Raw genomic sequence first — 26,514 nt, 5'->3', positions numbered from 1 at the left:
GATCGAGGAAACCACCTCGGACTACGACCGTGAGAAGCTCCAGGAGCGTCTTGCCAAGCTCGCAGGCGGCGTCGCGGTGATCCGCGTCGGCGGCGCGACAGAGGTCGAGGTGAAGGAGCGCAAGGATCGCGTTGATGACGCGATGCATGCGACCCGCGCGGCTGTGGAAGAAGGCATCGTCCCGGGCGGCGGCGTCGCCCTGCTCCGTGCCTCCGAGCAGCTCAAGGGCCTGCGCACCAAGAACGACGACCAGAAGACCGGCGTCGAGATCGTGCGCAAGGCGCTCTCCGCGCCCGCTCGCCAGATCGCGATCAACGCCGGCGAAGACGGCTCGGTGATCGTCGGCAAGGTCCTCGAGAACAAGTCGTACGCCTACGGCTTCGACTCCCAGACCGGCGAATATGTCGACCTCGTCAAGAAGGGCATCATCGACCCGACCAAGGTGGTCCGTACCGCGATCCAGAACGCAGCCTCGGTTGCGGCGCTCTTAATCACGACGGAAGCCATGGTCGCCGAGCTGCCCAAGAAGGGCGGCTCCGGCCCCGCGATGCCCCCGGGCGGCGGCATGGGCGGCATGGATTTCTGATCCAGCCATCCTGGCAAACGACAAAATGCGAAACCCCGGCAGCGATGCCGGGGTTTTGTTTTTCTTCGGTGGTCCTATCCCGGAGCGGCGCGCAGCGCGGAGCCCGGAATGACAGTGGGGCTTCACCACACCTTCCCCAGCCGCTCCATGTGCGGTTCGCCGTGCTGGTCGAGCGACCAGAATATCCGCGTCACCTTGCCGACCAGATTGTCCATCGGCACGAATCCGATCGACGACATCACGCGGCTGTCACTCGAGTTGTCGCGATTGTCGCCGAGCACGAAGAAATGGCCCGGCGGCACGGTGTAGACGTCGGTGTTGTCGTAGTAGCCGTTGTGGACACAGTCCTGCGTCACGTAGGACGCGCCGTTCGGCAGCGTCTCGCGCCAGCGCTTGGCCTTCGCACCGTCATCCACGCCGCAGGTGGAGCCGGCGAATGCCTGCTTCAGAGCGACGCGCGTCACCGGGCGGTCATTGAGGATGAGTTGGCCCTGCCGCATCTGGATGCGATCACCGGGCAGCCCGACCACGCGCTTGACATAGTCGACCGCGGTGTCCTTTGGCGTCCGGAACACGACGACGTCACCATACTCGGGATCGGTGGCCCGGAAACGCCCGGAGATCCACGACGGCGCGAAGGGAAACGAATAACGGCCATAGCCATAGGCATATTTTGCAGCAAAGACGTAGTCGCCGACGACCAGCGTCGGCGTCATCGAGCCGGACGGGATGTTGAACGGCTGAAACAGGAAGATGCGAAACAGGAACGGCGGCGACCACAGCACCGGAATCAGGAGGATCAGGATGACGATCGCCTTCCATTCCCGCGCTTTGGCCTGCGGGTGGATGGTTTCCTGAAGAGTGGTCATGCGCCTGCCCTGATCAAGCCCGTAGTCGTCGCGAGATTACGCAACCCTCGCGCGTACGCAATCCCATAACTTGGTCGCGCCGCGCGCGGATCGCGTTCACGGGTCGCAATCAACCGCGCGCGAGATCGCTGAAGCAGCGGCGGATCCATTCGATGGTGAGCCGCGTCGCCGGATCGCGCTTGAGATGGTTCTGCACCAGCAGCCAGACGTCGCGGCGCCCAGGCAGCAGCGTGGCGCGCAGGCGGCGATCGCCGAGTAAGTCCGCGCAGACGTGCTCCGGCAACACGCCGGCGGCCTGATGCGCGCGGATCAGGTTACGGATGACGCGAACGTTGTCGGTAACGCAGCGCGCGTGGGCTTGCTTCATACGCAGGAATTGCATCTCGGGAATGGCACCGAGTTCGTCCGGATAGGCGCACAGCACCGGCTCGCCTTCAGTCGTGACAGGCTCAAAATAATAGAGCTTGACGTCACCGAGCCTGGAGATCGCGAAGTCGCCCTTGTCGGGCTTGCGCAGCCGGATAGCGAGATCGGCTTCCCAGCGCGAGAACTTGACGTTCTCGCTCGAGGTGAGGAATTGCAGCGTCAGGCCGGAATTGGCGCGCAGGAAGTCGCTCGCGCGCGGCGACAGAACCTCCTCGGCAACCGTGTTGGTGGAGGCGATACGCAGGCGTCCCACCGGGCCTGCAAGACTCTCGCCGACGCGACCGATCTCGGCGGCATGTGCGGCCATCGCCTCGACATGCGCCAGCACCGCCTCGCAACTCCGCGTCGGCCGGCGCTGGCCGTCCACCGCATCGAACAGCGGCACGCCGAGATCGCGCTGGATACGCGCGAGCCTGCGGCCGACGGTGGTCTCGTCGATGCGCAGCCGCGCGCTGGCGCCGGCATAGGTGCCCTCGTCCCTGACCGCGGCGATGATGCGCAGATCGTCCCAGTTCATGGCGATGAGCCTAGCAGGCACGACGGGCTCCTGCAAATTTGCAGCCATATGCTGCAATAGTCCTGCACATTGGCAGGCCGCCGCCGCGCTACTGTGGCGCCATCCGATATGCCTTAGGAAGGCCCGACCCGCATGACCGCCCCAAAAACCCTGCTTGAATTGTCCGGCGCCGATCTCACTCCGCCCAGGCTCGCCGATTCCTGCCTCGTGCTAATCGACATCCAGAACGAATATTGCGCCGGGCCGCTCGCCTTGCCGGACGCGGAGCCCGCAATCGCCGCCGCCGCGCGCCTGCTCGCCCGCGCGAGGGCGAGCGGCGCTGCGATCTTCCATATCGCGCACAAGGGACGTGCCGGCAGCCTGTTCGACCGCGAGGCCGCGCGCGGCGCGATCGTCAGGAACGTGGCGCCGCTCGCCAGCGAAGCCGTGATCGAAAAAGCGCTGCCGAACGCTTTTGCCGGCACCGACCTGCAAGTCCGGCTGGCCGCAACCGGACGCACGAACATCGTGCTGGCCGGTTTCATGACCCATATGTGCATCAGCTCGACCACCCGCGCCGCGCTCGACCTCGGCCTGCGCACGACGATCGCAGCCGATGCCTGCGCCACACGTGATCTTCCCGACGGCCGCGGCGGAGCGCTCTCCGCAAGGATCATCCACGAGGTCGCCCTGGCCGAATTGTCGGACCGGTTTGCGATCATCGCACAAACCGAGACGTTGACCTGAAGGAGCGTAGGCGATGCTGCAACTCTATTTCTCACCGATGGCCTGCTCGCTTGCGAGCCGCATCGCGCTGATGGAAGCGGGCATCGAGGCCCGCTATCATCCGGTCCATCTCCAGACCAAGCAGGTCGTGGACGACGGCAGCGATTTCCTCGGCGTTTCCCCAAAGGGCGCGGTGCCGGTCCTGGTGCTGGAGAATGGCGAACGGCTGACCGAAAGCGCCGCGGTGCTGCAATACATCGCCGACCTAAAGCCGCAGGCGGGCCTTGCACCCGCCTTCGGAAATCCCGACCGGTATCGGCTCCAGGAATGGCTCAGTTTCGTCGGGGCCGAGATCCACAAGGCGTTCCTGTTTCCAACCTTCTGGTACAAGGACGAGGCCTCGCTCGCCAAGCCGCGTGCAAGAATAGCGCAGACATTATCGATGCCTGCCGCGCATCTGACGGACCGCGAATTCCTCGTCGGCGACAGCTTCACCGTCGCGGATGCCCATCTCACCTGGGCTTTGCTGTTGCTCCGTCCCGCGGGAATCGACGTCGCGCAATGGCCATCGTTGTCGGCCTATCTCGCGCGCATGCAGGCGCGACCGGCCGTGCGGGACGCGATTGCGACCGAAATGGCCGTCCGCAAGACGATCGCGGCGAGCCCGGCGTGACAGGATGTCACGGCCGGGAAATCTGAGCGGTGCTCCGGCAGGGCATTGATGTCGGCGCGGCATGCGCTAATCTGGAGGGATATTTTTCGACATTTCCTTGGAAGGCATTCATGCGTGCTCTTTCCAGATTTTGCCCGGCCGGACTTTGCCTTGCCCTCCTGGCCTGCTGGCTTTCCGTTGCGCCGGCATCGGCGGAAACCCGCGTCGCCCTGGTGATCGGCAATGGCGCCTATGCCAGTACGGCGCAGCTTCCCAACCCGTCGCACGATGCCGAAGACGTCGCCGCCTCGCTCAAGCGCAGCGGCTTCGAGGTGCTCCAGGGCATCGACCTGCGCCAAGCTGACATGCAGGACCTCACCATCCGCTTCGCGCGCGCCGCGAGCAAAGCCGACGTCGCCATGTTCTACTACAGCGGCCATGCGATGCAGTACAACGGCGTGAACTATCTGATGCCTGTCGATGCCGTGCTGAGCGACGAAGCCGATTTGAAGCGCTTCGTGCGGGTGGACGACATCGTGAACGACCTGCAGCAGGCCAAGAACCTGCGCATCCTCATCCTCGATTCCTGCCGCGACAATCCGCTGGCCGAAACCTTGAAACGCTCCGCCGGCATGACGCGCGGCGCCTCGATCGGGCGGGGCCTGTCGAAAGTCGAAGCACCGCGCGGCACGATCGTGTCGTTCTCAACCCAGTCCGGGCAGACGGCGGCCGATGGCAGCGGCCGCAACAGCCCCTATACGACGGCGTTCCTGAAGCACATCGAGGAGCCGCAGGAGATCGGCGAAGTCTTTCGCGACATCAGCAGCGACGTCTACGATTCCAGCGGCAAGACCCAACTCCCGGAGCTGTCGCTGTCGATCATCGGCAAGTTCTACCTGAACGGACCGGTGTCGGTCACGGTGGCGCCGGCGGCGCCACAAGCCGCGCCCCGGGCTGACCCTTGCGCAGCAGCAGAAGCACACTGGAAGGCTGCCGACGGCATCGGCACGCTGGGCGCTTTCGAGGATCACCTCGCGAGATTCCCGAATTGCATCTTCGCCACGCTCGCCAAAGCTCGGATCGAGGGGCTGAAGCAGAAGGTGGCGCTCGCGCCGTCAGGCAACGGCTGGAGCGGCGGAAGCAAGGATTTTGACGGCAGCTGGGACGTGACGTTGAACTGCTTGGCCACCGGCAAGGCGCAGGGCTTCACCAGACCTCTGGTCGCCACCGTCACGAACGGCGTGCTTCATGCCGAGGCGCAGGGTCCGGGCAACAACATCAACCGGCTCGAGATCGACGGCCAGATCCCGGCGGACGGCAAGACCACCTTGAGCGCGCGCGGCACGACGGGAGCGAGCGCGTACACGCTGAACAATCTCGCGCCCGGCTCGCCCTACGCCTTTACCGTCGATGCGCAGTTCGATCGCACCCGCGGCACCGGCAAGCGCAACGAGGCGCGGGCCTGCAATCTGGTTTTCGTCAAACGCTAGCTGCGCATCCCCGGCCGGTCACACGCCCGTCTGGCTGATGAACTTGGTGTTGAAATAACCCTCCATCGCCTCGGTGCCGCCCTCCGAGCCGTAGCCGGAATCCTTGATGCCGCCGAACGGCACTTCGGGCAGCGCCAGACCAAAACTGTTGATCGACATCATGCCGGCTTCGACGGCCGAACCGATCGCGGCCGCCGTCTTGGTCGAGCTTGTGAATGCGTAGGACGCCAGCCCGAACGGCAAGCGGTTGGCCTCCTCGACAACTTCGTCGAAGGATGAGAAGCGCGAAATCAGCGCGAGCGGGCCGAACGGCTCCTCGTTCATGGCGCGCGCATCCTTCGGCACGTCGCTCACTACGGTCGGCTCGAAGAAATGGCCCTTGTTGCCGACGCGTTTACCGCCGGTCTCGAGCTTTGCACCCTTGCCGACGGCATCCTGCACCATGCCCTCAATGGCGGTGACGCGGCGCGGATTGGCGAGCGAACCCATTTTGGAGTCGGGATCAAGGCCGTTACCGACCTTGAAGGCCTTGGCGCTGTCGACAAATGTGTCGACGAATTCACGGAACACGTCATCCTGCACCAGCATCCGCGTCGGCGAGATGCACACCTGCCCGGCATTGCGATATTTTGCTGCCGCCAGAATCTTGGCCGCCGATGTGACGTCGGCGTCCTTGAAAACGATCGCCGGCGCATGACCGCCGAGCTCCATGGTGGCACGCTTCATGTGCAGGCCCGCGAGCGCATTGAGCTGCTTGCCGACATGGGTCGAGCCTGTGAACGAGATCTTGCGGATCACCGGATGCGGAATGAGATATTCGGAGATCTCGGCAGGAATACCGTAGACCAGGTTGATGACGCCATCGGGCACGCCAGCGTCCTCAAACGCGCGGATCAGCTGTGCGGGCGAGGCCGGCGTCTCCTCCGGGGCCTTGACGATGATCGAGCAGCCGGCGCCGAGTGCGGCGGAGAGCTTGCGCACGACCTGATTGATCGGAAAGTTCCAGGGCGTGAACGCCGCAACCGGGCCGACCGGCTCCTTGATCGCGAGCTGGTAGATGCCCGGGCCGCGCGCGGGGATCAGGCGGCCATAGGCGCGTTTGGCTTCCTCCGCAAACCACTCGATCACGTCGGCGGCGGCCATCGCCTCCATCTTGGCCTCGCCGAGCGTCTTGCCCTGCTCCATCGTGAGCAGCGGCGCGATCTCCTCATTGCGCTCGCGCATGATCGCGGCGGCCTTGCGCATGATGCGGCAGCGCTCGAAGGGAGCAACGTTTCGCCAGATTTTGAAGCCGGCGCTGGCTGCGGCGAGTGCCTCGTCGAGGTCGGACCGTCCGGCATGGGCGACGGTGCCGATCACCTCTTCAGTCGCGGGATTGCGGAGCTCGATCACCTTGCCCGAATGGGCCGGTCGCCATTTGCCGCCAATGAAAAGCTGGGTGTTCGAATAGGCCAACGGATTCTCCTGTGGTCGCTTTTTTCTGCGTTAGGTCGGGATGGGAGTGGCTCGGTGACAAATCGCGTCCGCCGCCTTTGTCATCTCCGGCCCAAGATAGGAGCGGAAGCGTGGCTCGGCGACCAGAGCGCCGAAATCGGCCATGCGTGTCACCCCACCGCCGGCCACAAAGAGGAATCGCCCGGCGATCTCGGCAAGGATGTCGAGGTGCCAGGCCGCCGTCGGATGCATGCAGAGCACGACCAGCCGACCCTCGTCGCGCAGCTTGCGGAAGAAATCGAGCATGAAGCCGATATAGCCATCCTGCAGGTTGAACTGCGGTTCGTCGAACAGGTGAACCAGCGGCGTCCGGGTTGGCGACGGCGCCAGGAAGGCGGACGGAATGCGCTTCCGGAAGCGCCTAACCTGATAGGATTGGTGATAGTGGATCGCGAGCCGGTCGCGCTCGCGATATTTGACACCATGGATATCGGTGCCCGCGACCAGCACGCGCCCGGAGGTCGGGGCGTTCGAGCCCGTCATCATCTCGAACAAGGTCGTCTTGCCGGCGCCATTCGGGCCGACGACACCAACGATATCAGGTTCGTCCAGCGACAGGTTTGCCTGTAGCGTGAATGTCGGTCGGCGGATCACGCGGCCCCGTGTATAGACCTTTCGAACGTCGTCGAGAACGAGCAGCGGTGCGGCCACTTATTGTACTCCCAGCAAGCACTGACGAAGCCCGCGGTCATCGCGCAAGGCCGCGGCCTCCCCGGTCCAGATGATCCGGCCGCGATCGATCACCGCGGCATGGTCTGCGACCGACAGCGCGATCTCGGCGTTCTGCTCCACGACCAGCGAGGCAATACCCTCATCCTTCATGCGCAGGATCGTCGCAAGCACGTCGCCGACGATTTTCGGCGCCAGTCCCTGGCTCGGCTCGTCGAACAGCACCAGTCCCGGCGAGCCGACCAGCGCGCGGGCGATCGCCACCATCTGCATTTCGCCGCCCGACAGGTTTTCGCAGTCGCGCTCCATGAGATATTCGAGCGGTGAGAAGATCGCAGCGGCCTCCTTGACGCTCCAGTGGCGAAAGCGCGTGCGCTTTTGCGCGATCGACAGGTTGCGCGCAACCGTCAATGTCGGACACAGCCGGCGGTCGTCGGGTACCCAGCCGATGCCGGCGCGCGCAATCTCGTGGGTCGGATCGCGCGTGACGTCGTGACCGTCGAAACAAACGGAGCCGCGGCGCGGACGCGTCAGCCCCAGAATCGAGCGGAGCATGGTCGTCTTGCCGGCGCCGTTAGGGCCGAGCAGCGCAAACACCTTGGCGTGCTCGATGGCAAGCGAGGCGCCGAACAGCGCCTGGGTCTCGCCGTAAAAGGTATCGACCGCGTCCACTTCGAGGATCATGCGAACTTCCCGAGATTGGAGCGCCGCACCCATTCGTTCTGCTGCAGTTCGTGTGGCGTTCCGCGCGCCACCACCTGCCCCCAATGGATGACCGAGATCCGGTCAGCCAACGAGAACAGGAACTCCATATCGTGCTCGATGGCGACGATGGTCAGCCGCCCCTTCAGGCGAGCAATCAGGGCTGCGAGCCGGTGCACCCCGTCGGAGCCGAGGCCGGAGGTCGGTTCGTCCAGGCACAGCACCCGGGGCGCCTGCGCCAGGGCGACCGCGATCTCCAGCGCGCGCCGGTCGCCATAGGACAGGTCCTTGGCGCGGGTGTCGCCTTTGTCGGCAAGCCCGACTGCCGCCAGCGATTCAGAGGCCTTCGCGGCAAGCCGGCTGTCGCCCGCCGCTGCGCGCGCGACATCGTGGCCACGGGCGCGAAACTCGGGCAAGCCCATCATGACGTTGTCACGCGCGGAGAATTCGTCGAACAGTGTCATGATCTGAAACGAGCGGGCGATGCCCTTGGTGGCGATGCGGTGCGGGCTGAGGCCCGTGACATCCTCGCCGGCGAGCAGGACTCGACCACGGTTCGGTTTCACCCGGCCGGTGAGGACATTGAAGAACGTGGTTTTGCCGGCACCGTTCGGGCCCATCACGCCGTGAAACTCGCCCTCCGCGACCGCGAGATCGACGCTCTCCAGCACGACCCGATCGCCGAAGCGGACATGAACGGCTGCGGCTTCGATCATGTTCATCGCCCGCTCCCGAACAGCAGCCGCATCGCCGAGGTACCGCGCTGCCGTAAGGCGCCGAGTGAGTGCTGCTGCACGGCAGCGGATATCGCGCCGGCAATGCCTTCGGGGCGAAACAGCACGATGGCGATGAAGAGCAGACCAAAATAGAGCATCCAGGCATTGGTCAGCGCACCGATCACGTCTCGGGCGGTGAGGAAGAGAAATACGCCAATCACCGGACCCCAGAAGCTGACGAGGCCACCGCCGACGAGCGTCATCATCACGACGTAGCCGGATTGATGCAGGCTCATGACGTCGGGGAATGCGGCGAGCTGCGCCATGGCGAACAATCCGCCGGCAAACCCCGAGACGGCTGCCGACAGCGCAAAGATCGCGACTTTGTAGAGCCACACATTATAGCCGAGATGGCTCGCGCGAACTTCGCTCTGCCTGATCGCAGCGACCACGCGGCCATAGGGCGAGTGCACCAGCCTCCACAATGCGGCGGTGCCGACCGCAAAGACGGCGAGCACGAAATAGTAGAACGCGACATTGTCGTTGAGATCGAACGACACAAGCCCGAAATCGGCCGGCAACCGTTTGATCTTGAGAAGGCCGTCTTCGCCGCCGGTGATCCGGTGCGATTTTATCGCCAACGTCCAGAAGATCTGGCCGAAGGCAATCGTCATGAAGGCATAATAGATGCCGCGCCTGTGCGAGATGAACAGCGCCACCAGCACGCCGGCGAGACCTGCCGCCGCGGCCGCGGCAATCAGGCATATCCAGAGATTGGCGACGATGTCGAACTGACAGAGACCGAACGCGTAGGCGCCGATGCCGAAATAGGCACCATGACCGAACGACGGAAGTCCGGCGGTGCCCAGCACCAGGTTGAATGCGAGCGCATAGAGCGACCAGATCAGGATCTCGATCCCGAGATAGGGATAGAGCCCGATCCGCGTGATCCAGAGCGGCACCGTTGCAAGCACGAGCCAGAGCACCAGCATCGTCGGCGTCACGAGGCGCGCAGCGTCCGGTGAAGATTTTGGTCCCACAATCATTCCCTTTAGGCCTCGAGCACGCTTTTTTTGCCCCAGAGGCCGCGCGCGCGGAACGTCACGACGGCCACGAGCAAGATGTACATCGACAACAGCGACCATTCGGACGCGTAGGCGCCGGCAAGGCCGACACACAGTCCGACCAAAAGACCCGCCACGACCGCACCCCAAAAGCTGCCGACGCCCCCGAGCACGATCACCAGGAACGCAGGAATGACCGCATCGACGCCCATATGCGGGCGAATGCCCCAGATCGGCGCGACGATGATGCCCGCGATCGCGGCCAGCATCGTGCCGAACACGAAGACCAGCATCCGCAACCGCGACAGGTTGATGCCGAGCGCGCGAACGATCTCGCTGTCATGCGCGCCGGCCTTGACCGTCGCACCGAACGAGGTCTTTTCGATCAACAGCCAGACCAGGCCGATGACCCCGGCCGCGATGCCCGCTGCGTAGAAGCGATAGGTCGACCAGATCAGGTCGCCGAACAGGAAGCCGCCGTTGATGGCGGACGGCACCTGCAGCACGTAGTCGCGCGTGCCCCACACCAGGCGGATCATCTCTTCGATCACCATCGCGGCGCCGAAGGTCAGGAGCAGCCCGTAGAGCGGATCCTTGCCGTAAGTGCGCCGCATGCAGAGCTCGATCAGCATGCCGACCAGACTCACGATCACGGGAGCAATGATCAACGTCGCCGCATAGCGCCAGCCGAGCGGCAGCGCGAGCCACGCTTTCGCAAGTTCCATCGGCAATGGAGGGCGCGGCCCCGTGAGCTGCATGGCGACATAAGCCCCGAGCGCGAACAGGGAGCCGTGCGCGAGGTTGATCTGCTCCATCAGCCCGACGATGAGCATGAAGCCGAGTGCGATCAGCGCGAACAACAGGCCGAGCGTCAGGCCGTTGAGGAGATGCGGAAGAAGGTCGAACAAGGTTTTTGGCTCTCGCAACTGGCATGTGTCATCCGGGAGGCTGACGGTCCCGGAGGCGCGGCGCGCGAGATGCGCGCCGCTCGTTCTGCGATGTGACGCACCGTCTCTAGGAGTCGACGGTCGGCACCTGCTCGTAGGGGGTGAGCTTGCACTTGCCGGGTGCCGCATCATCGGCGGCCGATTTCGGCTCCGTCCAGCTGATGATCTCGAACAGATCGGTATTGTCGACCGGCTTGGCGTTGCGCCGCGCCAGATAGATCGTCTGCTGCATCTGGTGCGTCATCGGATCCATGTAGGCGTCGAAATGCTGCATGCGATCGGTCGCCGAGACCTTCAGGTTCTCGAGCTCCTTGATGATCTTGACGTTGTTGGTCGACCCTGCCCGCTCGATTGCACGCAGCAGTTCGCGCGTGGACATGTAGCCGTTGTAGGAGACGTTGCCCGGCACCGGGATCGGGCCGTCCTTGTTGGCGGCCTGCCACTTCTTGACGAATTCGGCGACACCTGGCAGCGGCAGCTTGTGATACCAGGTGGTGCCGAACACGCCGAACAGGCTGTCGGGCGCGCCCCACACATCGGGCCAGTCCTGCTGGTTGTTGATCCAGGCCGGCTTGCCGTCGAGCTTGAGCTGCGCCACCTGCTCGCGCAATGCCTTGATATCGTCGCCGCCAACTGCGGTCGCCACAACATCGGGCTTGGCCTGCTGGATCTTCAGCAGATAGGCAGTAAAGTCGCGCGTGTTCTGCGGCACCAGCAGATTGTCGAGGATCTTGCCACCGGCGCTCTCGACCTGCGTCCTGGTCGCGGCAGACGTCGTGTGACCCCAGACATAGTCGTTGGTCAGCAGCATCCAGTTTTTGCCGATGGAGTCCACCGCGTTCTTGACCGACGCCTTGGAAAAATTGGTGCCGTTGCCGTCCCATACGAATTTCACGCGCGAGCAGTTCTCCCCGGCTTCGCTGGGCGCGGAGGAATTGGTGTTCATGTAGATCACACCATATTTGCTGGCGACCTGTGTGATGGCGTTGGCGACGCCCGAATGCAGCGCGCCGATCAGGATGGTGCAGTCCTCGCGAGTGATGAAACGTTCCGCGACGCGGCTGCCCGTAGCTGGCGTCGTCTCGGTGTCCGCCGTGATGAAAGTGACCTGGCGCCCAAGTACGCCACCTTTGGCGTTGATCTCGTCGATCGCCATCTTGATGCCGCGGAAATCATCCTGGCCGCTGTTGCCGTATTGACCGCTGGCATCGCACGTCAGGCCCAGCTTGATCGGTTTCGCGCCTTGCGCCCAGGCATGATTCTGCCGCCACGGCCCAAAGAAGCTGCCGGCGCCGCCGATGACGCTCGCCATCAAGCTGCCCTTCAGAACGCTTCGCCGTGAGATCTGACGCCCTCTCATCGTGTCCTCCCGTTTCCGAAGTCTTTTGCTTTTTTGTGAGATTAGAATATTCATTCTATCTGTTATGTAAAGTAGAATATTTGATCCAAACGATGAAATGCCGTTAAACAGGCGACCGATCCGGAGATCCGACTCGATGAACAAGGCGGCTGGCGCCATGACTTATGACGAACTGCGCGGCGCGATCGCGCAGCGGCACCGGGCACTGTCCGGCCGGTTACAGCAGATCGCGGAGTTCGTGCTCGATCACCCGACCGATGTCGCGCTCGGCACCGTGGCGGAGGTGGCGCAGCGCTCAGGGGTGCCGCCGTCGGCGATCGTTCGCTTCGCGCATGCGCTCGGGTTCGGCGGCTTCACCGAGATGCAGCAGGTGTTCCGCTCCCGTCTCGTCGCCGGCGTCGCGCCAAGCTACAAGGCGCGCCTCGCCCGCATGAAGAGCCAGGAGAAGTCAGTGCTCGGCCGCCAGCCGGCCGCGGTCTTGTCGCGTTTCGTGTCCGAAGCGCAATCATCGCTGGTCACGCTCAGCCAATCCGTCCATGCGCGCGAACTCGACGCCGTAACCGCGATCCTTGCCAAGGCACGTGACATCTATCTGCTCGGCCTGGGCGGCTCGTTCCCGGTTGCGATCCACCTCGCCTACGTGCTGCGCAAGCTCGGACGGCGCGTCGTCCTGCTCGACGGCCTTGGCGGCAGCATCCACGAGCAGTCGCACGCGGCGACATCAGACGACGCGCTGGTCGCGATCAGCTTCCGAAATTACTATCCGGATACGGCGCGCTTGTTTCCCGAACTCGTCGCGCGGGGCGTGCCCACGATTTCCATCACCGACAGCCTTTTGAGCCCGATCGTCGAGGGCGCGAGCGTCGTGTTCGAGATCCAGGACATGCCTGAGCCCGCGCTGCGTACGCTTGTCGCACCGATGTGCCTCGTGCAGGCGTTGGCGATCGGCCTCGACCTCGCCGCAGACTGACATTCACAACAGGAACAAGATCATGACATCGCATGACACCAACAAGCTTCTGGCAGGCAAAGTTGCACTGGTGACCGGCGCGGGGCGCGGGCTCGGCCGCGCTTTTGCAGAGAAGCTTGCCGCGCTCGGCGCTGACGTCGCCATCCACGGCATGCGCGAGAACGGGCCGGCCGAGTATGGCGAGGGCACCACCCTCACCGCGGTCGCCGTCGAGATCGGCCGCGAATTCGGCGTTCGCAGCCAGCGCGTGCTCGGCGATCTCACCAAGGGCGAGGACATCGCACGCGTCATCGCGGAGACCGAAGCGGCACTCGGCCCGATCGACATTCTCGTGCACAATGCCGGGGGCGATATCGCGGCCGGCGGCGGCAAGCCCGATCCGAACGATGCGGTGAATATCAAGGAGGCCGACGTGCGCGCGGTGCTGGAGCGCAATCTGCTCTCCACCATCCTGACATGCCAGGCGGTCGCGCGCGGCATGATGGAGCGCCGACGAGGCCGCATCGTGACGCTTGGCTCCGTCGCCGCTTTCAAGGGACGTACCCAAGGCTCGATCTATGCGGTCTCGAAGGCCGGCGTGACCCATTACACGCGATGCCTGGCCGACCAGCTCCGCCCCTACGACGTCGCCGTCAACTGCATCGCGCCCGGAGATACCCGCACCGGCCGCTTCCTCGGAACGCGTGCAGTCGACCCCGACAGAATGGTCGAGACCGGCACGCTCGACCGGATCGCAACCGTCGACGAGGTCGCGCGCGTTGTCGAATTCTTCGCAGGGCCCATGGGCGCCTTCGTTTCCGGTCAGGTGCTGCGGATCGACGGCGGCGGGCAGTGCTGGCCGGGCTAAAACGCACGCGCGAAGCGAAACAGAAAAGGGCCGCTGCAAGCGGCCCTTTGCGTGATCTCGAATTGACTGAGCCTAGTCCACGCGCGCCAGCACCGCGAGCTTGCGGATGCCCTTGTTGCGGTAGGCGTCGAGGAACGCGTAATAATCCTTGAACGACACGCAGCCGTTGGAATCGCCGTTGGGCCCGAGCATGAAGGTATGCGCGAGCAGGCCGTCGCGGCCGTAGATCGCGCTCTCACCGCCAATCGGGGTCAGGCGCAGCGCAGGCACGCCGTGAAACAGCGCCTCGCGCGGTTTCAGCGTGTAGATATGCGGCGGCGTCACACCGCGCATGCGGACGCGCGAGGAGCGCGGGTCGTCGAGGTTGGAACCGAGGCCGGAATGCGCCTCGAGCTTGGTGCCGTCGGGCAAGTAAACCGTTTTAGCGGAGATGTCGTAGACCGCGGTGTCACGCTCATAGGGCGCCGAACCGCCGAGCATGGGGTTCTGCTCCCTCGGCGCGATGGAGGCGGTCACGCTGGCGTCGGCCGAGGCATAGGCGAGCAGCCCACCGGACGGCTCGCGCTTGCCCCAGAGCTTTTCCACCATCGACTGGCGCGGTCCGGTAATCGACATCACCGCAGCCTTGGCGCGATCGGCAATCGATTTTGGCTTCGCCTCAGGCGCCGGCACGATCTCGGCCGGATCTGCCGAGGCAAGCTGCAGCGGCGCGTCAGCGCCGCGCTTGGACTTCGCAGCGTCAGCGATCTTGGCGGGACCTGGCTTCAGGACTTCCGCGACCCTCGCGATCACGCTCGGCTTCGGCGCGTCCTTGGCTTCGGCGACCTTGGTTGCGGGCGCGGCGCTGGCCGCATTCGATGTCACGCCTTGGGTCGCAGCCGCGGCAAAGCGATCGTTGAACATCTCGCGCGAGATCGGCGCTGCCACCTGCAAGCGGTCGGGCAAGAGCGCAAAGGCGTCCTTGACGGCCTCACCGGCCTCGCGCAGCGCGACCCTGGGCGCCCGCTTGATCACGGGCTCGTCGTAGCCGCTGCTGCCGACGGTCGGATAGACGCTGGCGGCAAAGATGTTGCTGTAGATGGTCCAGCCGGCGCCAAGCACGACGCAGCCGATCACGGCGGCGCCAAGCACGTTTTGGGTGGTCATTTTCCGGGAAGGCTTCCGATAGGAATTGCTCGAGAATCCTTTGGACTTTCGTGCCGCGATGCCTTGCGCAGCGATACTCGTACTCATTCGCCTTGCGTCCAGAACGGTGTCACTCGGTCCCCCTTCGAAGCGCCGCTGGTCACGATCCGGGAACAGCATCTCGCAGAGGGTCGGAGCGTCATTAAGGCCACTTTTAGTTAAATGCGGATTAAGTTCGGGCGGATGTGAGGCAACCCGTTGGGGTGTCCCATTTCGAGAAAAAAGCCCGCAGAACTACGGACTTAAGGGCGTCTGTTAACTATAATTCTCGGCGGGATTGGCGTTGCCGGCGACCGTCTCCGGCCGCATCTCTAAGGCCATCCAACCAAGTCGTTTTCGTGGTGTTCAATACCCGGAAGATAGCGGGGGAAGCGTTGCGCGAGGCTGGTGTGCAAGCACCCTCTGCTCCGCAGCCGCAGCGCGGTTGTCAGCAGCTACACCGCGCACGCGAGCAGGTGCCCTGACCGAAAGTTGATCGCACCGCACTGGAAAAGGCCGCAGCGAGAAAATAGCTACGGCAACCGGCACTTTTCAGCAGCCTCTGCGTGTGATACGGTACCGTATCAAGATCGCCTTGAACTGTGCCGAGCACGCAAACGGAGGCTGGCATGAGAGAGTTCGTGCGCGCAGGGTTTTTCGCTCTGGCGGGGTCGTTTCTGTTGATCGGACACGCGATTGCCCAGCCTGCCGCCAATGTGGGCTGCACGGCGACGCCATCTGCTGCCGGTACGCAGACCTGGCGCTGCGACAACGGCATCACGATCGTTGCCGAAAGCGGTGCCAGATTTGAACTTAAGGACGCTAACCGCGACGGACATATAGACTCGGTGGAGTTGAGCAGCAAAGCGCTGCTGGTCGAGGTGCCCAAGAAGCCCGGCGGCAATCCCTTCAAGGTGCTGACGCCGCAGGCGATCGCCGCGGTGCGCGGCACGAAATGGGCGGTCGATGTCGCAGAGGCCAAGACCTCCGTCTTCGTGGCTGACGGCCGTGTCGGCGTGAGCCGCAGGAATGGTGGGCGCAGCGTGGTATTAGACCGTGGCCAAGGCGTCGACGTGGAAGCCACAGGCCCGTTGACGGTCAAGACATGGGGCCAGCCGCGCGTCGACGCGTTGATGGCAAGACTTGGTCAGTAAGACTTGGCCAATGGTTCGGGTCACCTGGGCGCGGCGAACAGCATTTGGACGATAGAGAAATTGCAACACGACCACATGAGTAGCCGACGCGTTCAGATCCTGGTGGCACTCGTCCTCACCGCACTGTGGGGCGCGGGCATCTATGCCGGTCACGCCAACGGTCATCTGCGGTTTCTCGATCGCCTCGAGGCGACGCTGACGGATTGGCGGACGCAGGTCCGCGGCGTGCGGGTTCCGCCCGATCTCGTCACCATCGTCGCGATCGACGACACCGTCGTGAAGCGCGGCGGCAGCTATCCGCTGCCGCGCGCCGATCTCGCCCGCGTCGTCGACACCATCGTGCAGTTCAAGCCGAAGGTCGTCGCGATCGACCTGCTGCTGGTCGATCGCAGCGCTGCGATCGGCGACGCTACGCTGGCAAATACGCTGGCTACGGGTCCCATCGTCCTTGCCGCCGCAGCGATCTTCCCGTCCGCCAGCGAGACCGTGGAGACCAGCGGCCAAGGCCCCCTCGCCGCCCTGCCGCAGGCCGAGCGCTTCCTGCTGCCCTTGCCGGCGTTCGCCGATCATGCCGAGGTCGGCGTCGTCAATGTTGCGACCGGACAATCGGGCTCGCCGCTCTCGGTGCCGATGCTGTTCCGGACGAGCGACAAGGTCGAGCTGTCCTTTCCGTTGCGGGTCGCGGCGCGCGCGCTCGACAAGTCGCTGACGATCGCGCCGGACCATCTGATGCTCGGCGACCGCGCGGTGCCCACCGATGCCGACTTCGCGCTACCGATCACCTATTACGGCCCGCGCCGGACCATCCGCACCGTCAGCGCACAGAGCATCTTCGACGGCACGTTAAGTCGCGCGGCGATCGAGAACCGGATCGTCGTGATCGGGGCCTCGGTCGCCGGCGGCGGTGATTTTTACCCAACACCGTTCGATTCTCTAATGCCCGGCGTCGAAGTGGTCTCCACCGCGATCACCCATCTCGTCGCCGGGGACAGCATCGTGCGCGACCGCAAGGTCCACATCGCCGACGCGCTCATCGCGATCCTGCTGCCGGTGCTGCTGGTGGGCCTGCTCGCCTGGCGGCGCAGCGCGCTCGGCATCGTCGCCGCGGCCGCGGTGATGATCGCCTGGGCCGGGTTCAATCTGTTTGCGTTCACGCATGGCGTCTGGTTGAACGCCGCGACCACGCTCGCCGCGGCAGTGCCGCCGGTTGCGGTCTTTGCCGGCGTGCAATTGTGGGCGGGAGGCCGCCGCACGCAATATTTTGCCGCCAAGAGCCGGTCGCTCGCGCAATTCCAGGCGCCGGCCGTGCAGGAGTGGCTGGCGCGGGATCCGAATTTCCTGTCAACACCCGTCCGGCAGGACGCAGCAATGGTCTTCATCGATCTCTCCGGCTTCACGGCGCTGAGCGAGCGGATCGATCCGGGTGAACTCCAGGACATTCTGAAGGCGTTTCACGCGCTGATCGAGAAGACCGCGGTCGATTGCGGCGGCATGATCAGCGGCTTTCTCGGTGACGGCGCCATGATCCTGTTCGGCCTGCCCGGCGCGATGCCCGACGACGCCGCACGCGCGCTGAAATGCGCGATCGACCTGCACCGCGGCGTCGAGCGCTGGATCGCGTGGTTGCCGCCAGCGATCAGGGATCAGCTCGGCTTCAAGATCGGCGCGCATTTCGGCCCGATCGTCGCCTCCCGCCTCGGCGAAAGCCATCAGCACATCACGGCGACGGGCGACACCGTCAACGTCGCGAGCCGGTTGATGGAGGTCGCTGCTAAAAACGGCGCGCGTCTCGCGCTCAGCGATACGCTGCTGGATGCGGCCGATTTCCAGGGCGCTCCCCACGGCGTTCTGTCGGGCCCCCTGCTCACGCAGGTCCGCGGCCGCTCCGGCGTCGTGAGCGTCTGGTTCTGGCGCGACCAGGACAGGCCGAACCAGGCCTCGACCAAGGCCGAGATGATCAACTGAACTTTCGTCGTCGTTCCGAGGAGAGCTACCGCGCTTCCGGCGGCGGCGAGCGGTCCAGCACGTCGCCCTTGGCGCCTTCGAGCAGATCGATGCTGTAAGTCTCGATCACGAGCGGGCCGCGCTTGCGCTGCAATTGCGCGACCTGCGTCACCTTGACGAAGAGATCGTGGACGGCGGGATGGCCGTCAGAGCGCAGCTCGTCGACATAGATCAGCTTGCCCGCAAGCAGCTTTGGATCCGGCTCGGGCATGTTGGCCCAGCGGATGCGCTGGTTTTGCTGCGCCACGCAGCTGCCGCGCGGCAGATAGAAGGCGAGCCAGCCCGTCGTGCCGTAGTCCGGGGCAAGCACGCAGGTCGCGCCGTTGCGAGCTCGCACCGCTTCGATTTCGGCAGCGAGCTCGCGCCAGCCGACGCCGACGCTACGCACGGTCGCATCGCGGCGATAGCCGGACAGCCAGCCGGTATTGGCCTGCACGATCAGCGCGGCAAACATCACGATGCCGGTGGGTGCGGCCCAGCGCAGGCAGAAATCCACCAGGCGACGCTGCCGCGGCTTCCACTGCACCAGATTGGCGGCGGCCGCCGCCGCGATGACGAAAGGCGGGTAGACCGGCGCGAACCAGTTGGCCTCGACGCGGGCATGCAGCGAATGCCAGACGAAATAGGCGACGATGGTCCAGAACATCGTCTCGATCAGCACGCGCGAGGCCAGTGCGCCGGCCCGGCGCCAGGTCAGCGCGTGCAGCCCCATCGCGCCGAGGATGAACACCAGCGGGGTTGCGAACGCGATCTGGGTCGGAATCAGCTCGGCGATGAAGACCGGACGAAAATCCTCGATCCTGGCGCGCCCGAGCTGCTTTGCGAACGAGACCCATTGATGATCGGCATTCCAGAGGATCACCGGCGAGAACAACGCGAGCGCAACGAAACCGCCCAGATACGGCCAGGGCGAGAGAAACCAGTGCCGCAGTTTCGGCACGGCAGCGATCCAGATCAGGATCGCCAGCCCGAAGAACATCGCGGTGTATTTGGACAGGAGCGCCGCACCGACGGCTGCGCCGACCGCGAGCCACCAGATGCCGCGGCCGCTCTCCAGCACCTTGGCGAGAAAGAACAGCACGAAGCTGGAGGCAACCAGAAGCGGCGCATCGGGCGTGACAATCAGCGTGCCGACCGAGGCCAGCAGCGTTACATTGAGCAGGATGGCGCTGGTCGCGGCCACCCGCGCGCCGCCGATCAGGATCGCGGCGGAGCGATAGATCGCGTAGCTCATCGGCAGCGCGAGCAGGATCGAGACTAGGCGGACGCCGAGCTCGGTGTCGCCCGCGATCAGGGTCCCGGCGCGGATGACGTAGGCAACCATCGGCGGGTGGTCGTAATATCCCCCGGCGAGGTTCTGCGACCACATCCAGTAATAGGCTTCGTCGAAGGTGATCGGCGTGAACGCGGCTGCGACGAGCCGCAAGCCGACCAGCGCAACGGTCACCAGCGCCGTATTGCGGACGATCCGCGCGTCAGCCCCGCCCATCGTGAGCTATTTCTTGCGCCAGACGAACAATCCGGACATCGCGTAGTTCCACACCACGCCCATCAGCGCCCCGGCCGCACCCGCAAGCCACCAGATCGGCTCCTGGTCGTAGACCGAGAAGGCGACGCCGACATTGGCGAGCAGGCCGACGCTGCACACGATGTAGAACGCGATCAGGCCGCGCAGCAGTGCAAAGCCCTTCAGCCGCTGGTCGCGGTAGGTGAGGAAGTTGTTGAGGACGAAATTGCTGGTCATTGCGACGATGGCGCCGGAGGCCTGCGCTTCCGCGAACGGCTCCTTGAACAGCTCGAGCGATATGAACAGGGTGGTGAGATGCACCACGAGGCCGATGCCGCCGACCATCGCGAACAGCAGGAAGCGTAACGAGACAGCATCGTTGGTGAACTTCGCCAGCACCAGGCCGAGAAAATCCAGCGCGACCATGGAATCGAGCTTGCTTTCGCCGTGCTGCCGCTCGCCGAACGTGTAGGGAATTTCGATGGCGCGCAAGGTGCCGTTGGCGCTGGCGACGAGGTCGAGCAGGATCTTGAAGCCGTGCACGGAAAGTTTCGGCGCGAGCTGCTCGAAGCGGTCGCGGCGAACCATGAAGAAGCCGCTCATGGGATCGGCGATCTCGACCCGCAGCGCTTTCCTGGCGAGTTCCGTTGCCAGCGCGCTGGCGCCGGCGCGCTGCTTGTTGAAGCCTTCGCTCTTGTAGCCCTCGATGTAGCGGCTGCCGACCACGAGCTCGGCCTGCCCGCTCGCGAGCAGCGACAGCATCTTCGGCAGTTGCGTCTCGTCGTGCTGGAGGTCGGCGTCGATCACGGCCGCATAGGGCGCGCTGGAGGCCAGGATGCCCTCGATGCAGGCCCCCGACAGGCCGCGGCGGCCGATACGGCGGACACAGCGCACGCGGCTATCGCGCTGGGCCAGCGCGCGCACGACGTCCCAGGTGCCATCAGGCGAATTATCGTCGACGAACACGACCTCCCAGGCGATGCCGGCCAGCACTGTCTCCAGCCGCCGGTACAGCACCGTGACATTGTCGCGTTCGTTGAAAGTCGGGACGACGACCGACAATTCGGGCGCCGGCGAAGCCGCCCGTGGGTTATCGGAGCCCGGTCTGATCGCTTGATTCATGACGGCAGCGTATATCCGCCGCGTCCTGTGCTGCCAAGAACTTGCGCCAGCAAGCCGGGGTTTCTCTGGGGAGCGGCCCAAAAAGGGGTCCCAAAATGCCAACGACCCCGGAACGGCGGGCGGCGCGTACATCCGGCGCAGCCTGGGCTATTCCAAGGTCGTTCCAGCGCCGGAGTTTTTCGCTCAACGTCGCCGTTAGAAGCTAAATGGGAACGGCAACGCCGCTTTACAAGGGGCGAAAGAGGCCTTTTTCACGCCCTTATTGGTTCGGGACTTCCTTGATCACCGGCCCTCGCGGCACGGGCGCGGCAGGAGCCGCCGGCGCCGCAGCCCCGGCCGGCTCGGCCTTCGCAGGCTTGGGCGGCTTGCCGTACTGGCCGATCGGCCCAAAGACGACGGCGACCGCAAGCACAATCGCCGCGACGATCGCGCCCAAAATGCCCCCCACCGACTCAGACGACATGGAAACCCATCCCTGTTCCAGATGCGCCCAGTGATACCATGGATGAGCGCGCTGCCGGAAGGGCTTGCCGGACGCACCGGTTCAATGGGCTATTTCTGCGGCGGCTTGTGCTTGACGAAGGCCGTCACGATGTCCTTCTGCGCCGCCTCCACCGCCCTGTTCGCGGTCGCGAGATGGGCGCCGGCATCAATATCCGGATATTGCGCGGTGAGATAATCGAGCAGTGCCACCCGGTAGTATTGTCGCTCCGACGGACAGGCTCCGGCGACGGAGCGGCCAAAATCCTGTTCCGACAGGCCCTGATTGCCGACGCGCGAATATTCCCGCGCCAGGCAATGCCAATAATCGTCGCGGCCCTGCGTGGCGAGCTTCTGCGCACCCTTGGCATCGTCATCGTCGGCCATAACTGAAGATATCATGGCAGCAGATGTCATCATGACGAGCGCCGCTCCCACCATCAGCATCCGCATCTTGTTCTCCTTTTTTCGCAGATCCTATCGCGAGCTTAGACGGGACGTCGCAACTGGCCAATCACAACTGGTTTGATTAGGATGGAGGCCCTCCTCCCGCATCCGAGATCCTCCCGTGGCCAAAGCAAAAACCGCGTCCAAAAAATCCGGCAACATCTTCATCGGCATCGGCGGCTGGACCTTCGAGCCATGGCGCGGGGTGTTCTATCCGGAGAAGCTCACGCAAGCCAAGGAGCTGTCCTACGCCGCCTCGAAGCTGACCTCGATCGAGATCAACGGGACTTATTACGGCTCGCAGAAACCGGAGAGCTTTCGCAAATGGGCGAGCGAGGTGCCTGATGGTTTCGTGTTCTCGGTGAAGGGGCCGCGCTTCGCCACCAACCGGCGCGTGCTGGCCGAGGCCGGGGATTCCATCAAGCGTTTCTATGATTCCGGCGTGCTGGAACTCGGCGATCATCTTGGGCCAGTGCTGTGGCAGTTTGCGCCGACCAAAAAATTCGACGGCGCCGATTTCGGAAAATTCCTCGAGCTGTTGCCGCGCAAGCTCGAGGGACGCGCGCTGCGCCACGTCGTCGAGGTCCGTCACGACAGTTTCTGCACGTCGGATTTCGTCGCGCTGATCCGCGAATTCGAGACGCCCGTCGTGTTCGCCGAGCACGGCAAATATCCGGCGATCGCCGACGTCGCCGGCGATTTCGTCTATGCCCGGCTGCAGAAGGGCAATGACGAGATCAAGACCTGCTATCCGCCGAAGCAGCTCGATGCCTGGGCCAAGCGCTTTCAGGACTGGGCCGAGGGAAGCGAACCCGACGACCTGCCGAAGGTCGACAAGGCTAAGCCGAAGAAGGAGCCGCGCGACGTGTTCGCCTATGTCATCCACGAGGGCAAGGTGCGCGCGCCGGCCGGCGCGATGGAGCTGATCGCGCGGGTGAGTTGACGTGTCGCTAAAGGTGTCTCATGGCAAAGGCAAAAAAGCTCTTCACCATCGGCTATGAGCAGACGCCGCCGAAGGCAGTGCTCGACGAGCTGGAGCAATCCGGCGTCAAGCTCGTCGTCGACGTGCGCGCGGTGACGTCATCGCGCCGGCCCGGCTTTTCCAAGAGGCAGCTCGCCGCAGGCCTCGATGAACGCGGCATCGCCTATGTCCATCTGGCAGCGCTCGGCACGCCCAAGGAAGGCCGCCTCGCCGCCCGCAGCGGGCAATACGATGTACTGGAGAAGGTTTTCTCAAAGCACCTGAAGACGCCGGAGGCCAGGGAGCAGATGGACGAGCTCTCGGCGCTGGTGAAGAAAGCCGGTCCCGTCTGCCTGCTTTGCTACGAGCGCGACCACACCCATTGCCACCGCCAGATGATCGCGGAGATCATCGAGGAGCGCGATGGGGTAACGGTGAAGAATTTGGCGGGACGGCAGGCCTGAACGACTCTCTCCGTCATGGCCGGGCCTGTCCCGGCCATCCACGCCTTGCCACACAGCACGAAGAACGTGGATGCCCGGGCCTTCGCCTCGCCGAAGCGGCTTCGGCCGCGCAGGCGGGACAAGCCCGGGCATGACGATGGAATAGAGAGCTAACCCTCCCCATCAAGCCTCAACGTCCCTTCCATCATCCGCACGCAGCTGCCGCCGACATGGGCAGAGACGATCTTGCCGTCCTGCTTGCGCACGCGCGTCTGCAGGATGCTGGGCCGGCCCATGTCAAAGCCCTGGCCGACCGTGAGCCTCAACTCGCCGTCGCGCCTGGGATCGAGATCGGCGAACAGCGCGGCGGCTGCGACGGTTGCGCTGCCGGTCGCGGGATCCTCGGTGAGGCCGCTGGCGCCGCGCATGAACATGCGCGCCTGGCGCTCACATGGCGCCTCCGCTGCGGGCACGTCACGGGTATAAAACCACACCGAGCGGGCGCCATCGCGTGGCAATATCTTGCCATAGGCCGCGGCATCCGGCCGGGCCCGCTTCAGCGCCTCGCGCGAATGCAGCTCCATCACGAGAAACGCGTTTCCGACGGTGACGACGTGCGCTGCGTGGTTGTCGGTCTTGATGTCATCCGCGCCGAGCGAGATGCAACTCGCGGCTTCAGCAGGTGACAGTGGCGCATACCGCGCCAGCGGCTGCGGCGCGGTCAGCTCCGTTCTGACCACCCGGCCCTGCTCCCGCACGATCTCGACCGGCACGAGCCCCGCCTTCTCCTCGAACAGCAGGCGCGGTTTCGGCTCCTTCGCCAGCGACGCCAGCACGAAGGCTGTGCCGACATTGGGATGACCGGCAAAGGCGATCTCCAACACCGGCGTGAAGATGCGCACTTCGGCGTCGTTGGCCTTATCGCGCGGCGGCAGTACGAAGGTCGTCTCCGAATAGTTGAACTCGGTCGCGATCGCCTGCATCTGCTGCGTGGAGAGCCCGCCGGCATCCAGCACCACGGCGAGTTGGTTGCCGCCGAAGGCGCGGTCGGTGAACACGTCGACGGTGATGTAGCGGCGCTGCATCTTCGCTTCCTCTTCACGCAAGCGCAGCCGCGGTCGGCTGCATCGCCGGCACTCTACAAGCCGGCGACATCGCCCGTCATGCCCCAAAATAGAGTGCAATCGGAGCAATCGCGGAAGACGGATCAAAAGCGGCAGAGCGAACGTGGCGATGCGAGCACTTGCGCGCGTTCACTCTGATCGACGATCAGCCCATCGATAAATCGCCGGTTCTTCGCGTAGCTTTGCGCCTTCTCGAACTGCGTGTGCGGCCAGTCGCTGCCCCAGAGCAGTCGATCGAGGCCGTACGCGTTGCGCAGCAGCGGGTAGGCCGTCTTCGCAAAATCTTCGCCGGCCGCGCCGTTGCGATACGGCGCCGAATCTACTCGGCCTCCAGCGCGAGATCCCGCGCAGTCCGCCATCAGCGTTCGCGACGCCGGGCTGGCGGACTTCACCGGCCCGGCTTCGTCTCTGCCGCGAGTTAGTACGCGGACGCCGTGTTGGGCAGGCAAGGCGGCTGTGCGTAAGGCGCAGAGGCATACGCGCCTGCTGCCGGAGCCCTGACGCAGTCGGTCGCCACGTGAGTTGCGGCGCGGCGCGCACGCTGTCCCGCGCCGATGCGGCCTGGCTTTGGGTGACAGCGGCGGCGATCAGGGCGGCTGCAACAAGGATCGATCGAGTCATTGGCTTTCTCCGGGTGACAAAGGGAAGCTGAGATTTTCGGCTTCCACCGTGCAAGACCCAAAAGCTACCAAGGATATTTCATCACGCGCCTTCAACGAAACGCGAGCCGCTTCAACGAAACGCGACTCACAAGTGAAGGCGCAGGCGGCGGCCCTCACCCCAGTTGAAACACCGCCACCTTCTGCTCATAGCCGCGCACCTCGACCTCCCCAAGCGACACCGCATCGTCGCCGTCCTCGCCCAGCGCCTCGTGGACCGCCGCCGAGATCAAGAGCTGCGAGCCGAACTCCTTGTTCAGCGCCTCCAGCCGGGAGGCGAAGTTCACGGTGTCTCCGATCACCGTGTATTCCTTGCGCCGGGGCGAGCCGATATTGCCGGCGACGACCTCGCCGAAATGGATGCCGATTCCGATTCTGAGCGGCCAGCTCGTCTGCGCGTTGATGCGCGCCATCGCGGTCAGCATCTCGCGGCCCGCGGCGACCGCGCGGTGCGCGGCGTCGGAGGTCTCCAGCGGCGCGCCGAACAGGGCCAGAAAGCCGTCGCCCAAAAACTTGTTCACGATGCCCCCCTCGCGGTCGAGAATGTCGACCAGGACGGCGAAGGCGCCGTCGAGCCGGTCGACCACCTCCTGCGGGGTGCGCGACTGCGCGCCGGCGGTGAAGCCGCGGAAATCGACGAACATCACGGCGACGCGGCGGAGGTCGCCGGCGGCGCTCGTCCCCGCCGCCATCAGCCGCTCCACCACCTGCGGCGAAACGTGCTGACCGAACAGGTTGGTCACCCGGTCGCGCGCGGTCGCTGCGGCAATGCTTGCGGCGAACTGGCGGCGGAGCTGCGCACCGACCGCGCCTGCAAGCACGCCGCAGATCAGGATGATGGTGCTTCGCACCGCGTGGAAATAGATCTGCGGCTCGCCGCTCCCGCTGGCGGGATCGAAGATCAGCGCCACAGCGAGCAACTCACCCGCAGCGACGAAGCCGGTGAAGGTGGACAGCCAGAAGTCAAGCCGCAGGGTCGAGAGGATGACGAAAATGAAATAGATCAGCGGCACGACGAAGCCGAGCGCCTGGCTCGCGCCCATGCTGCGGATCTGCAGGATCAGGATGACGGTCGGCAGCGAGGTCTCGATCAGCGCGCCGATATAGCGCCGGATCACCGGCAGATCGCGGTCGAGCTTGAGGTTTCGCCTGATCTGGCTGTGGACCCAGACCTCGAACAGGATGAAGCCGGTCAGGAGACCATAGACCTCGGCAAGCCCCTCCGTGCCCCGCCAGACCCGCTGCACCACGGAGGAATTGACGAGGTAGATCGCGGTGAGGAACACGACGATGACGCAGCCCGTCGTGATCAGCGCCCTCACTCGCACGAGCTCGGTGCGCAGCACCTCGCGCGTCAGCTCGCGCTCGAAGTCTTCGGACATCACGGCATGCTGCCGGGCCTTCCTGCTCGCAAAACTGACCATTCCGCCCCCTT

27 protein-coding genes are annotated in these 26,514 nt (G+C 64.7%); 10 read left to right on the top strand and 17 right to left on the bottom strand.

The genetic code is table 11. From position 1 onward, the window contains the following. The coding region (locus IVB36_RS18705) for a TCP-1/cpn60 chaperonin family protein (protein WP_276576956.1) at nt 1-586 on the top strand (586 nt) is incomplete at its 5' end. A gap of 122 nt (nt 587-708) precedes the next feature. Here the strand turns inward: IVB36_RS18705 and lepB are convergent. Together lepB and IVB36_RS18695 are read right to left on the bottom strand one after the other, a co-directional pair. Then, nucleotides 709-1,455 carry a signal peptidase I gene (gene lepB, locus IVB36_RS18700; RefSeq protein ID WP_247392687.1) on the bottom strand — a complete coding sequence of 249 codons (747 nt, stop codon included), beginning with the start codon at nt 1,453-1,455 and terminating at the stop codon, nt 709-711. 109 nt (nt 1,456-1,564) lie between these two features. Continuing rightward, nucleotides 1,565-2,398 carry a LysR family transcriptional regulator gene (locus IVB36_RS18695; protein ID WP_018455621.1) on the bottom strand — a complete coding sequence of 278 codons (834 nt, stop codon included), beginning with the start codon at nt 2,396-2,398 and terminating at the stop codon, nt 1,565-1,567. A gap of 132 nt (nt 2,399-2,530) precedes the next feature. Here IVB36_RS18695 and IVB36_RS18690 point away from each other — a divergent pair, with 132 nt between their 5' ends. The 3 genes from IVB36_RS18690 to IVB36_RS18680 all read left to right on the top strand — a co-directional run bounded on the left by IVB36_RS18690 (nt 2,531) and on the right by IVB36_RS18680 (nt 5,245). Further along, entirely contained in the window at nt 2,531-3,124 is a 594-nt protein-coding gene (locus IVB36_RS18690; RefSeq protein WP_018455620.1) for a cysteine hydrolase family protein, read from the top strand. Between the two features lie 13 nt (nt 3,125-3,137). Next, nucleotides 3,138-3,776, top strand: coding sequence for a glutathione binding-like protein (locus IVB36_RS18685; protein WP_247392686.1), 639 nt, complete (start codon nt 3,138-3,140; stop codon nt 3,774-3,776). A gap of 110 nt (nt 3,777-3,886) precedes the next feature. Next, entirely contained in the window at nt 3,887-5,245 is a 1,359-nt protein-coding gene (locus tag IVB36_RS18680; protein ID WP_247392685.1) for a caspase family protein, read from the top strand. Between the two features lie 18 nt (nt 5,246-5,263). Here IVB36_RS18680 and IVB36_RS18675 read toward each other — a convergent pair whose 3' ends face one another. The 7 genes from IVB36_RS18675 to IVB36_RS18645 all read right to left on the bottom strand — a co-directional run bounded on the left by IVB36_RS18675 (nt 5,264) and on the right by IVB36_RS18645 (nt 12,197). Further along, nucleotides 5,264-6,700: an NAD-dependent succinate-semialdehyde dehydrogenase gene (locus IVB36_RS18675; protein ID WP_247392684.1), complete on the bottom strand. Its 1,437-nt coding sequence runs from the start codon at nt 6,698-6,700 to the stop codon at nt 5,264-5,266. A 30-nt stretch (nt 6,701-6,730) separates the two neighbouring features. Next, the gene (locus IVB36_RS18670; RefSeq protein WP_085351085.1) at nt 6,731-7,390 is read right to left on the bottom strand and encodes an ATP-binding cassette domain-containing protein; all 660 of its coding nucleotides are present in this window, start codon (nt 7,388-7,390) and stop codon (nt 6,731-6,733) included. Then, nucleotides 7,391-8,092 (bottom strand): ABC transporter ATP-binding protein, encoded by a 702-nt coding sequence (locus IVB36_RS18665; protein WP_247392683.1) that lies wholly within the window; start codon nt 8,090-8,092, stop codon nt 7,391-7,393. Next, nucleotides 8,089-8,832, bottom strand: a complete 744-nt coding sequence (locus IVB36_RS18660; RefSeq protein ID WP_247392682.1) for an ABC transporter ATP-binding protein — start codon at nt 8,830-8,832, stop codon at nt 8,089-8,091. Before IVB36_RS18660 ends, IVB36_RS18665 begins: the two co-directional genes overlap by 4 nt. After that, the gene (locus IVB36_RS18655) at nt 8,829-9,872 is read right to left on the bottom strand and encodes a branched-chain amino acid ABC transporter permease (RefSeq protein WP_085385040.1); all 1,044 of its coding nucleotides are present in this window, start codon (nt 9,870-9,872) and stop codon (nt 8,829-8,831) included. Before IVB36_RS18655 ends, IVB36_RS18660 begins: the two co-directional genes overlap by 4 nt. A gap of 5 nt (nt 9,873-9,877) precedes the next feature. Further along, nucleotides 9,878-10,798: a branched-chain amino acid ABC transporter permease gene (locus tag IVB36_RS18650; protein WP_085351081.1), complete on the bottom strand. Its 921-nt coding sequence runs from the start codon at nt 10,796-10,798 to the stop codon at nt 9,878-9,880. A gap of 106 nt (nt 10,799-10,904) precedes the next feature. Further along, a complete protein-coding gene (locus IVB36_RS18645; protein ID WP_231190578.1) occupies nt 10,905-12,197 on the bottom strand; it encodes an ABC transporter substrate-binding protein in 1,293 nt (430 codons plus the stop codon). A gap of 136 nt (nt 12,198-12,333) precedes the next feature. On the opposite strand from IVB36_RS18645, the gene IVB36_RS18640 reads away from it, so the two are divergent. Both IVB36_RS18640 and IVB36_RS18635 read left to right on the top strand, forming a co-directional pair. After that, complete coding sequence (locus tag IVB36_RS18640; protein ID WP_247392681.1) at nt 12,334-13,167, top strand: MurR/RpiR family transcriptional regulator; 834 nt, start codon at nt 12,334-12,336, stop codon at nt 13,165-13,167. A 22-nt stretch (nt 13,168-13,189) separates the two neighbouring features. Continuing rightward, nucleotides 13,190-14,014 carry an SDR family NAD(P)-dependent oxidoreductase gene (locus IVB36_RS18635; RefSeq protein ID WP_018455609.1) on the top strand — a complete coding sequence of 275 codons (825 nt, stop codon included), beginning with the start codon at nt 13,190-13,192 and terminating at the stop codon, nt 14,012-14,014. Nucleotides 14,015-14,086: 72 nt separating this feature from the next. On the opposite strand, the gene IVB36_RS18630 is transcribed toward IVB36_RS18635, so the two are convergent. After that, a complete protein-coding gene (locus tag IVB36_RS18630; RefSeq protein WP_018455608.1) occupies nt 14,087-15,160 on the bottom strand; it encodes a DUF2778 domain-containing protein in 1,074 nt (357 codons plus the stop codon). A gap of 647 nt (nt 15,161-15,807) precedes the next feature. Here IVB36_RS18630 and IVB36_RS18625 point away from each other — a divergent pair. Next, nucleotides 15,808-16,332, top strand: coding sequence for a FecR domain-containing protein (locus IVB36_RS18625; protein WP_026232987.1), 525 nt, complete (start codon nt 15,808-15,810; stop codon nt 16,330-16,332). A 75-nt stretch (nt 16,333-16,407) separates the two neighbouring features. Continuing rightward, nucleotides 16,408-18,297 carry an adenylate/guanylate cyclase domain-containing protein gene (locus IVB36_RS18620; RefSeq protein ID WP_018455606.1) on the top strand — a complete coding sequence of 630 codons (1,890 nt, stop codon included), beginning with the start codon at nt 16,408-16,410 and terminating at the stop codon, nt 18,295-18,297. Nucleotides 18,298-18,322: 25 nt separating this feature from the next. On the opposite strand, the gene IVB36_RS18615 is transcribed toward IVB36_RS18620, so the two are convergent. The 4 genes from IVB36_RS18615 to IVB36_RS18600 all read right to left on the bottom strand — a co-directional run bounded on the left by IVB36_RS18615 (nt 18,323) and on the right by IVB36_RS18600 (nt 21,898). Continuing rightward, nucleotides 18,323-19,825 (bottom strand): glycosyltransferase family 39 protein, encoded by a 1,503-nt coding sequence (locus IVB36_RS18615; RefSeq protein ID WP_018455605.1) that lies wholly within the window; start codon nt 19,823-19,825, stop codon nt 18,323-18,325. Nucleotides 19,826-19,831: 6 nt separating this feature from the next. Then, complete coding sequence (locus IVB36_RS18610) at nt 19,832-20,965, bottom strand: glycosyltransferase family 2 protein (protein ID WP_026232986.1); 1,134 nt, start codon at nt 20,963-20,965, stop codon at nt 19,832-19,834. Between the two features lie 259 nt (nt 20,966-21,224). Further along, entirely contained in the window at nt 21,225-21,428 is a 204-nt protein-coding gene (locus IVB36_RS18605; RefSeq protein WP_026232985.1) for a hypothetical protein, read from the bottom strand. An 89-nt stretch (nt 21,429-21,517) separates the two neighbouring features. Beyond that, the gene (locus IVB36_RS18600) at nt 21,518-21,898 is read right to left on the bottom strand and encodes a hypothetical protein (RefSeq protein ID WP_026232984.1); all 381 of its coding nucleotides are present in this window, start codon (nt 21,896-21,898) and stop codon (nt 21,518-21,520) included. 115 nt (nt 21,899-22,013) lie between these two features. Between IVB36_RS18600 and IVB36_RS18595 the strand changes: the two genes are divergently transcribed. Both IVB36_RS18595 and IVB36_RS18590 read left to right on the top strand, forming a co-directional pair. Next, the gene (locus tag IVB36_RS18595; protein WP_085385045.1) at nt 22,014-22,835 is read left to right on the top strand and encodes a DUF72 domain-containing protein; all 822 of its coding nucleotides are present in this window, start codon (nt 22,014-22,016) and stop codon (nt 22,833-22,835) included. Between the two features lie 20 nt (nt 22,836-22,855). Then, nucleotides 22,856-23,317, top strand: coding sequence for a DUF488 domain-containing protein (locus IVB36_RS18590; RefSeq protein WP_018455600.1), 462 nt, complete (start codon nt 22,856-22,858; stop codon nt 23,315-23,317). A 149-nt stretch (nt 23,318-23,466) separates the two neighbouring features. Here IVB36_RS18590 and IVB36_RS18585 read toward each other — a convergent pair whose 3' ends face one another. The 3 genes from IVB36_RS18585 to IVB36_RS18575 all read right to left on the bottom strand — a co-directional run bounded on the left by IVB36_RS18585 (nt 23,467) and on the right by IVB36_RS18575 (nt 26,503). Further along, nucleotides 23,467-24,381 carry a PhzF family phenazine biosynthesis protein gene (locus tag IVB36_RS18585; protein ID WP_026232983.1) on the bottom strand — a complete coding sequence of 305 codons (915 nt, stop codon included), beginning with the start codon at nt 24,379-24,381 and terminating at the stop codon, nt 23,467-23,469. A gap of 122 nt (nt 24,382-24,503) precedes the next feature. Then, nucleotides 24,504-24,812: an amidohydrolase family protein gene (locus tag IVB36_RS18580; protein WP_240550529.1), complete on the bottom strand. Its 309-nt coding sequence runs from the start codon at nt 24,810-24,812 to the stop codon at nt 24,504-24,506. A gap of 383 nt (nt 24,813-25,195) precedes the next feature. Continuing rightward, a complete protein-coding gene (locus tag IVB36_RS18575) occupies nt 25,196-26,503 on the bottom strand; it encodes an adenylate/guanylate cyclase domain-containing protein (protein WP_018455597.1) in 1,308 nt (435 codons plus the stop codon). Nucleotides 26,504-26,514 lie beyond the last annotated feature (11 nt).

The sequence above is a fragment of the Bradyrhizobium sp. 35 genome (assembly GCF_023073215.1).
Taxonomy (GTDB): Bacteria; Pseudomonadota; Alphaproteobacteria; order Rhizobiales; family Xanthobacteraceae; genus Bradyrhizobium; species Bradyrhizobium canariense_D.
This window is presented reverse-complemented; position numbering and strand designations above follow the sequence as displayed.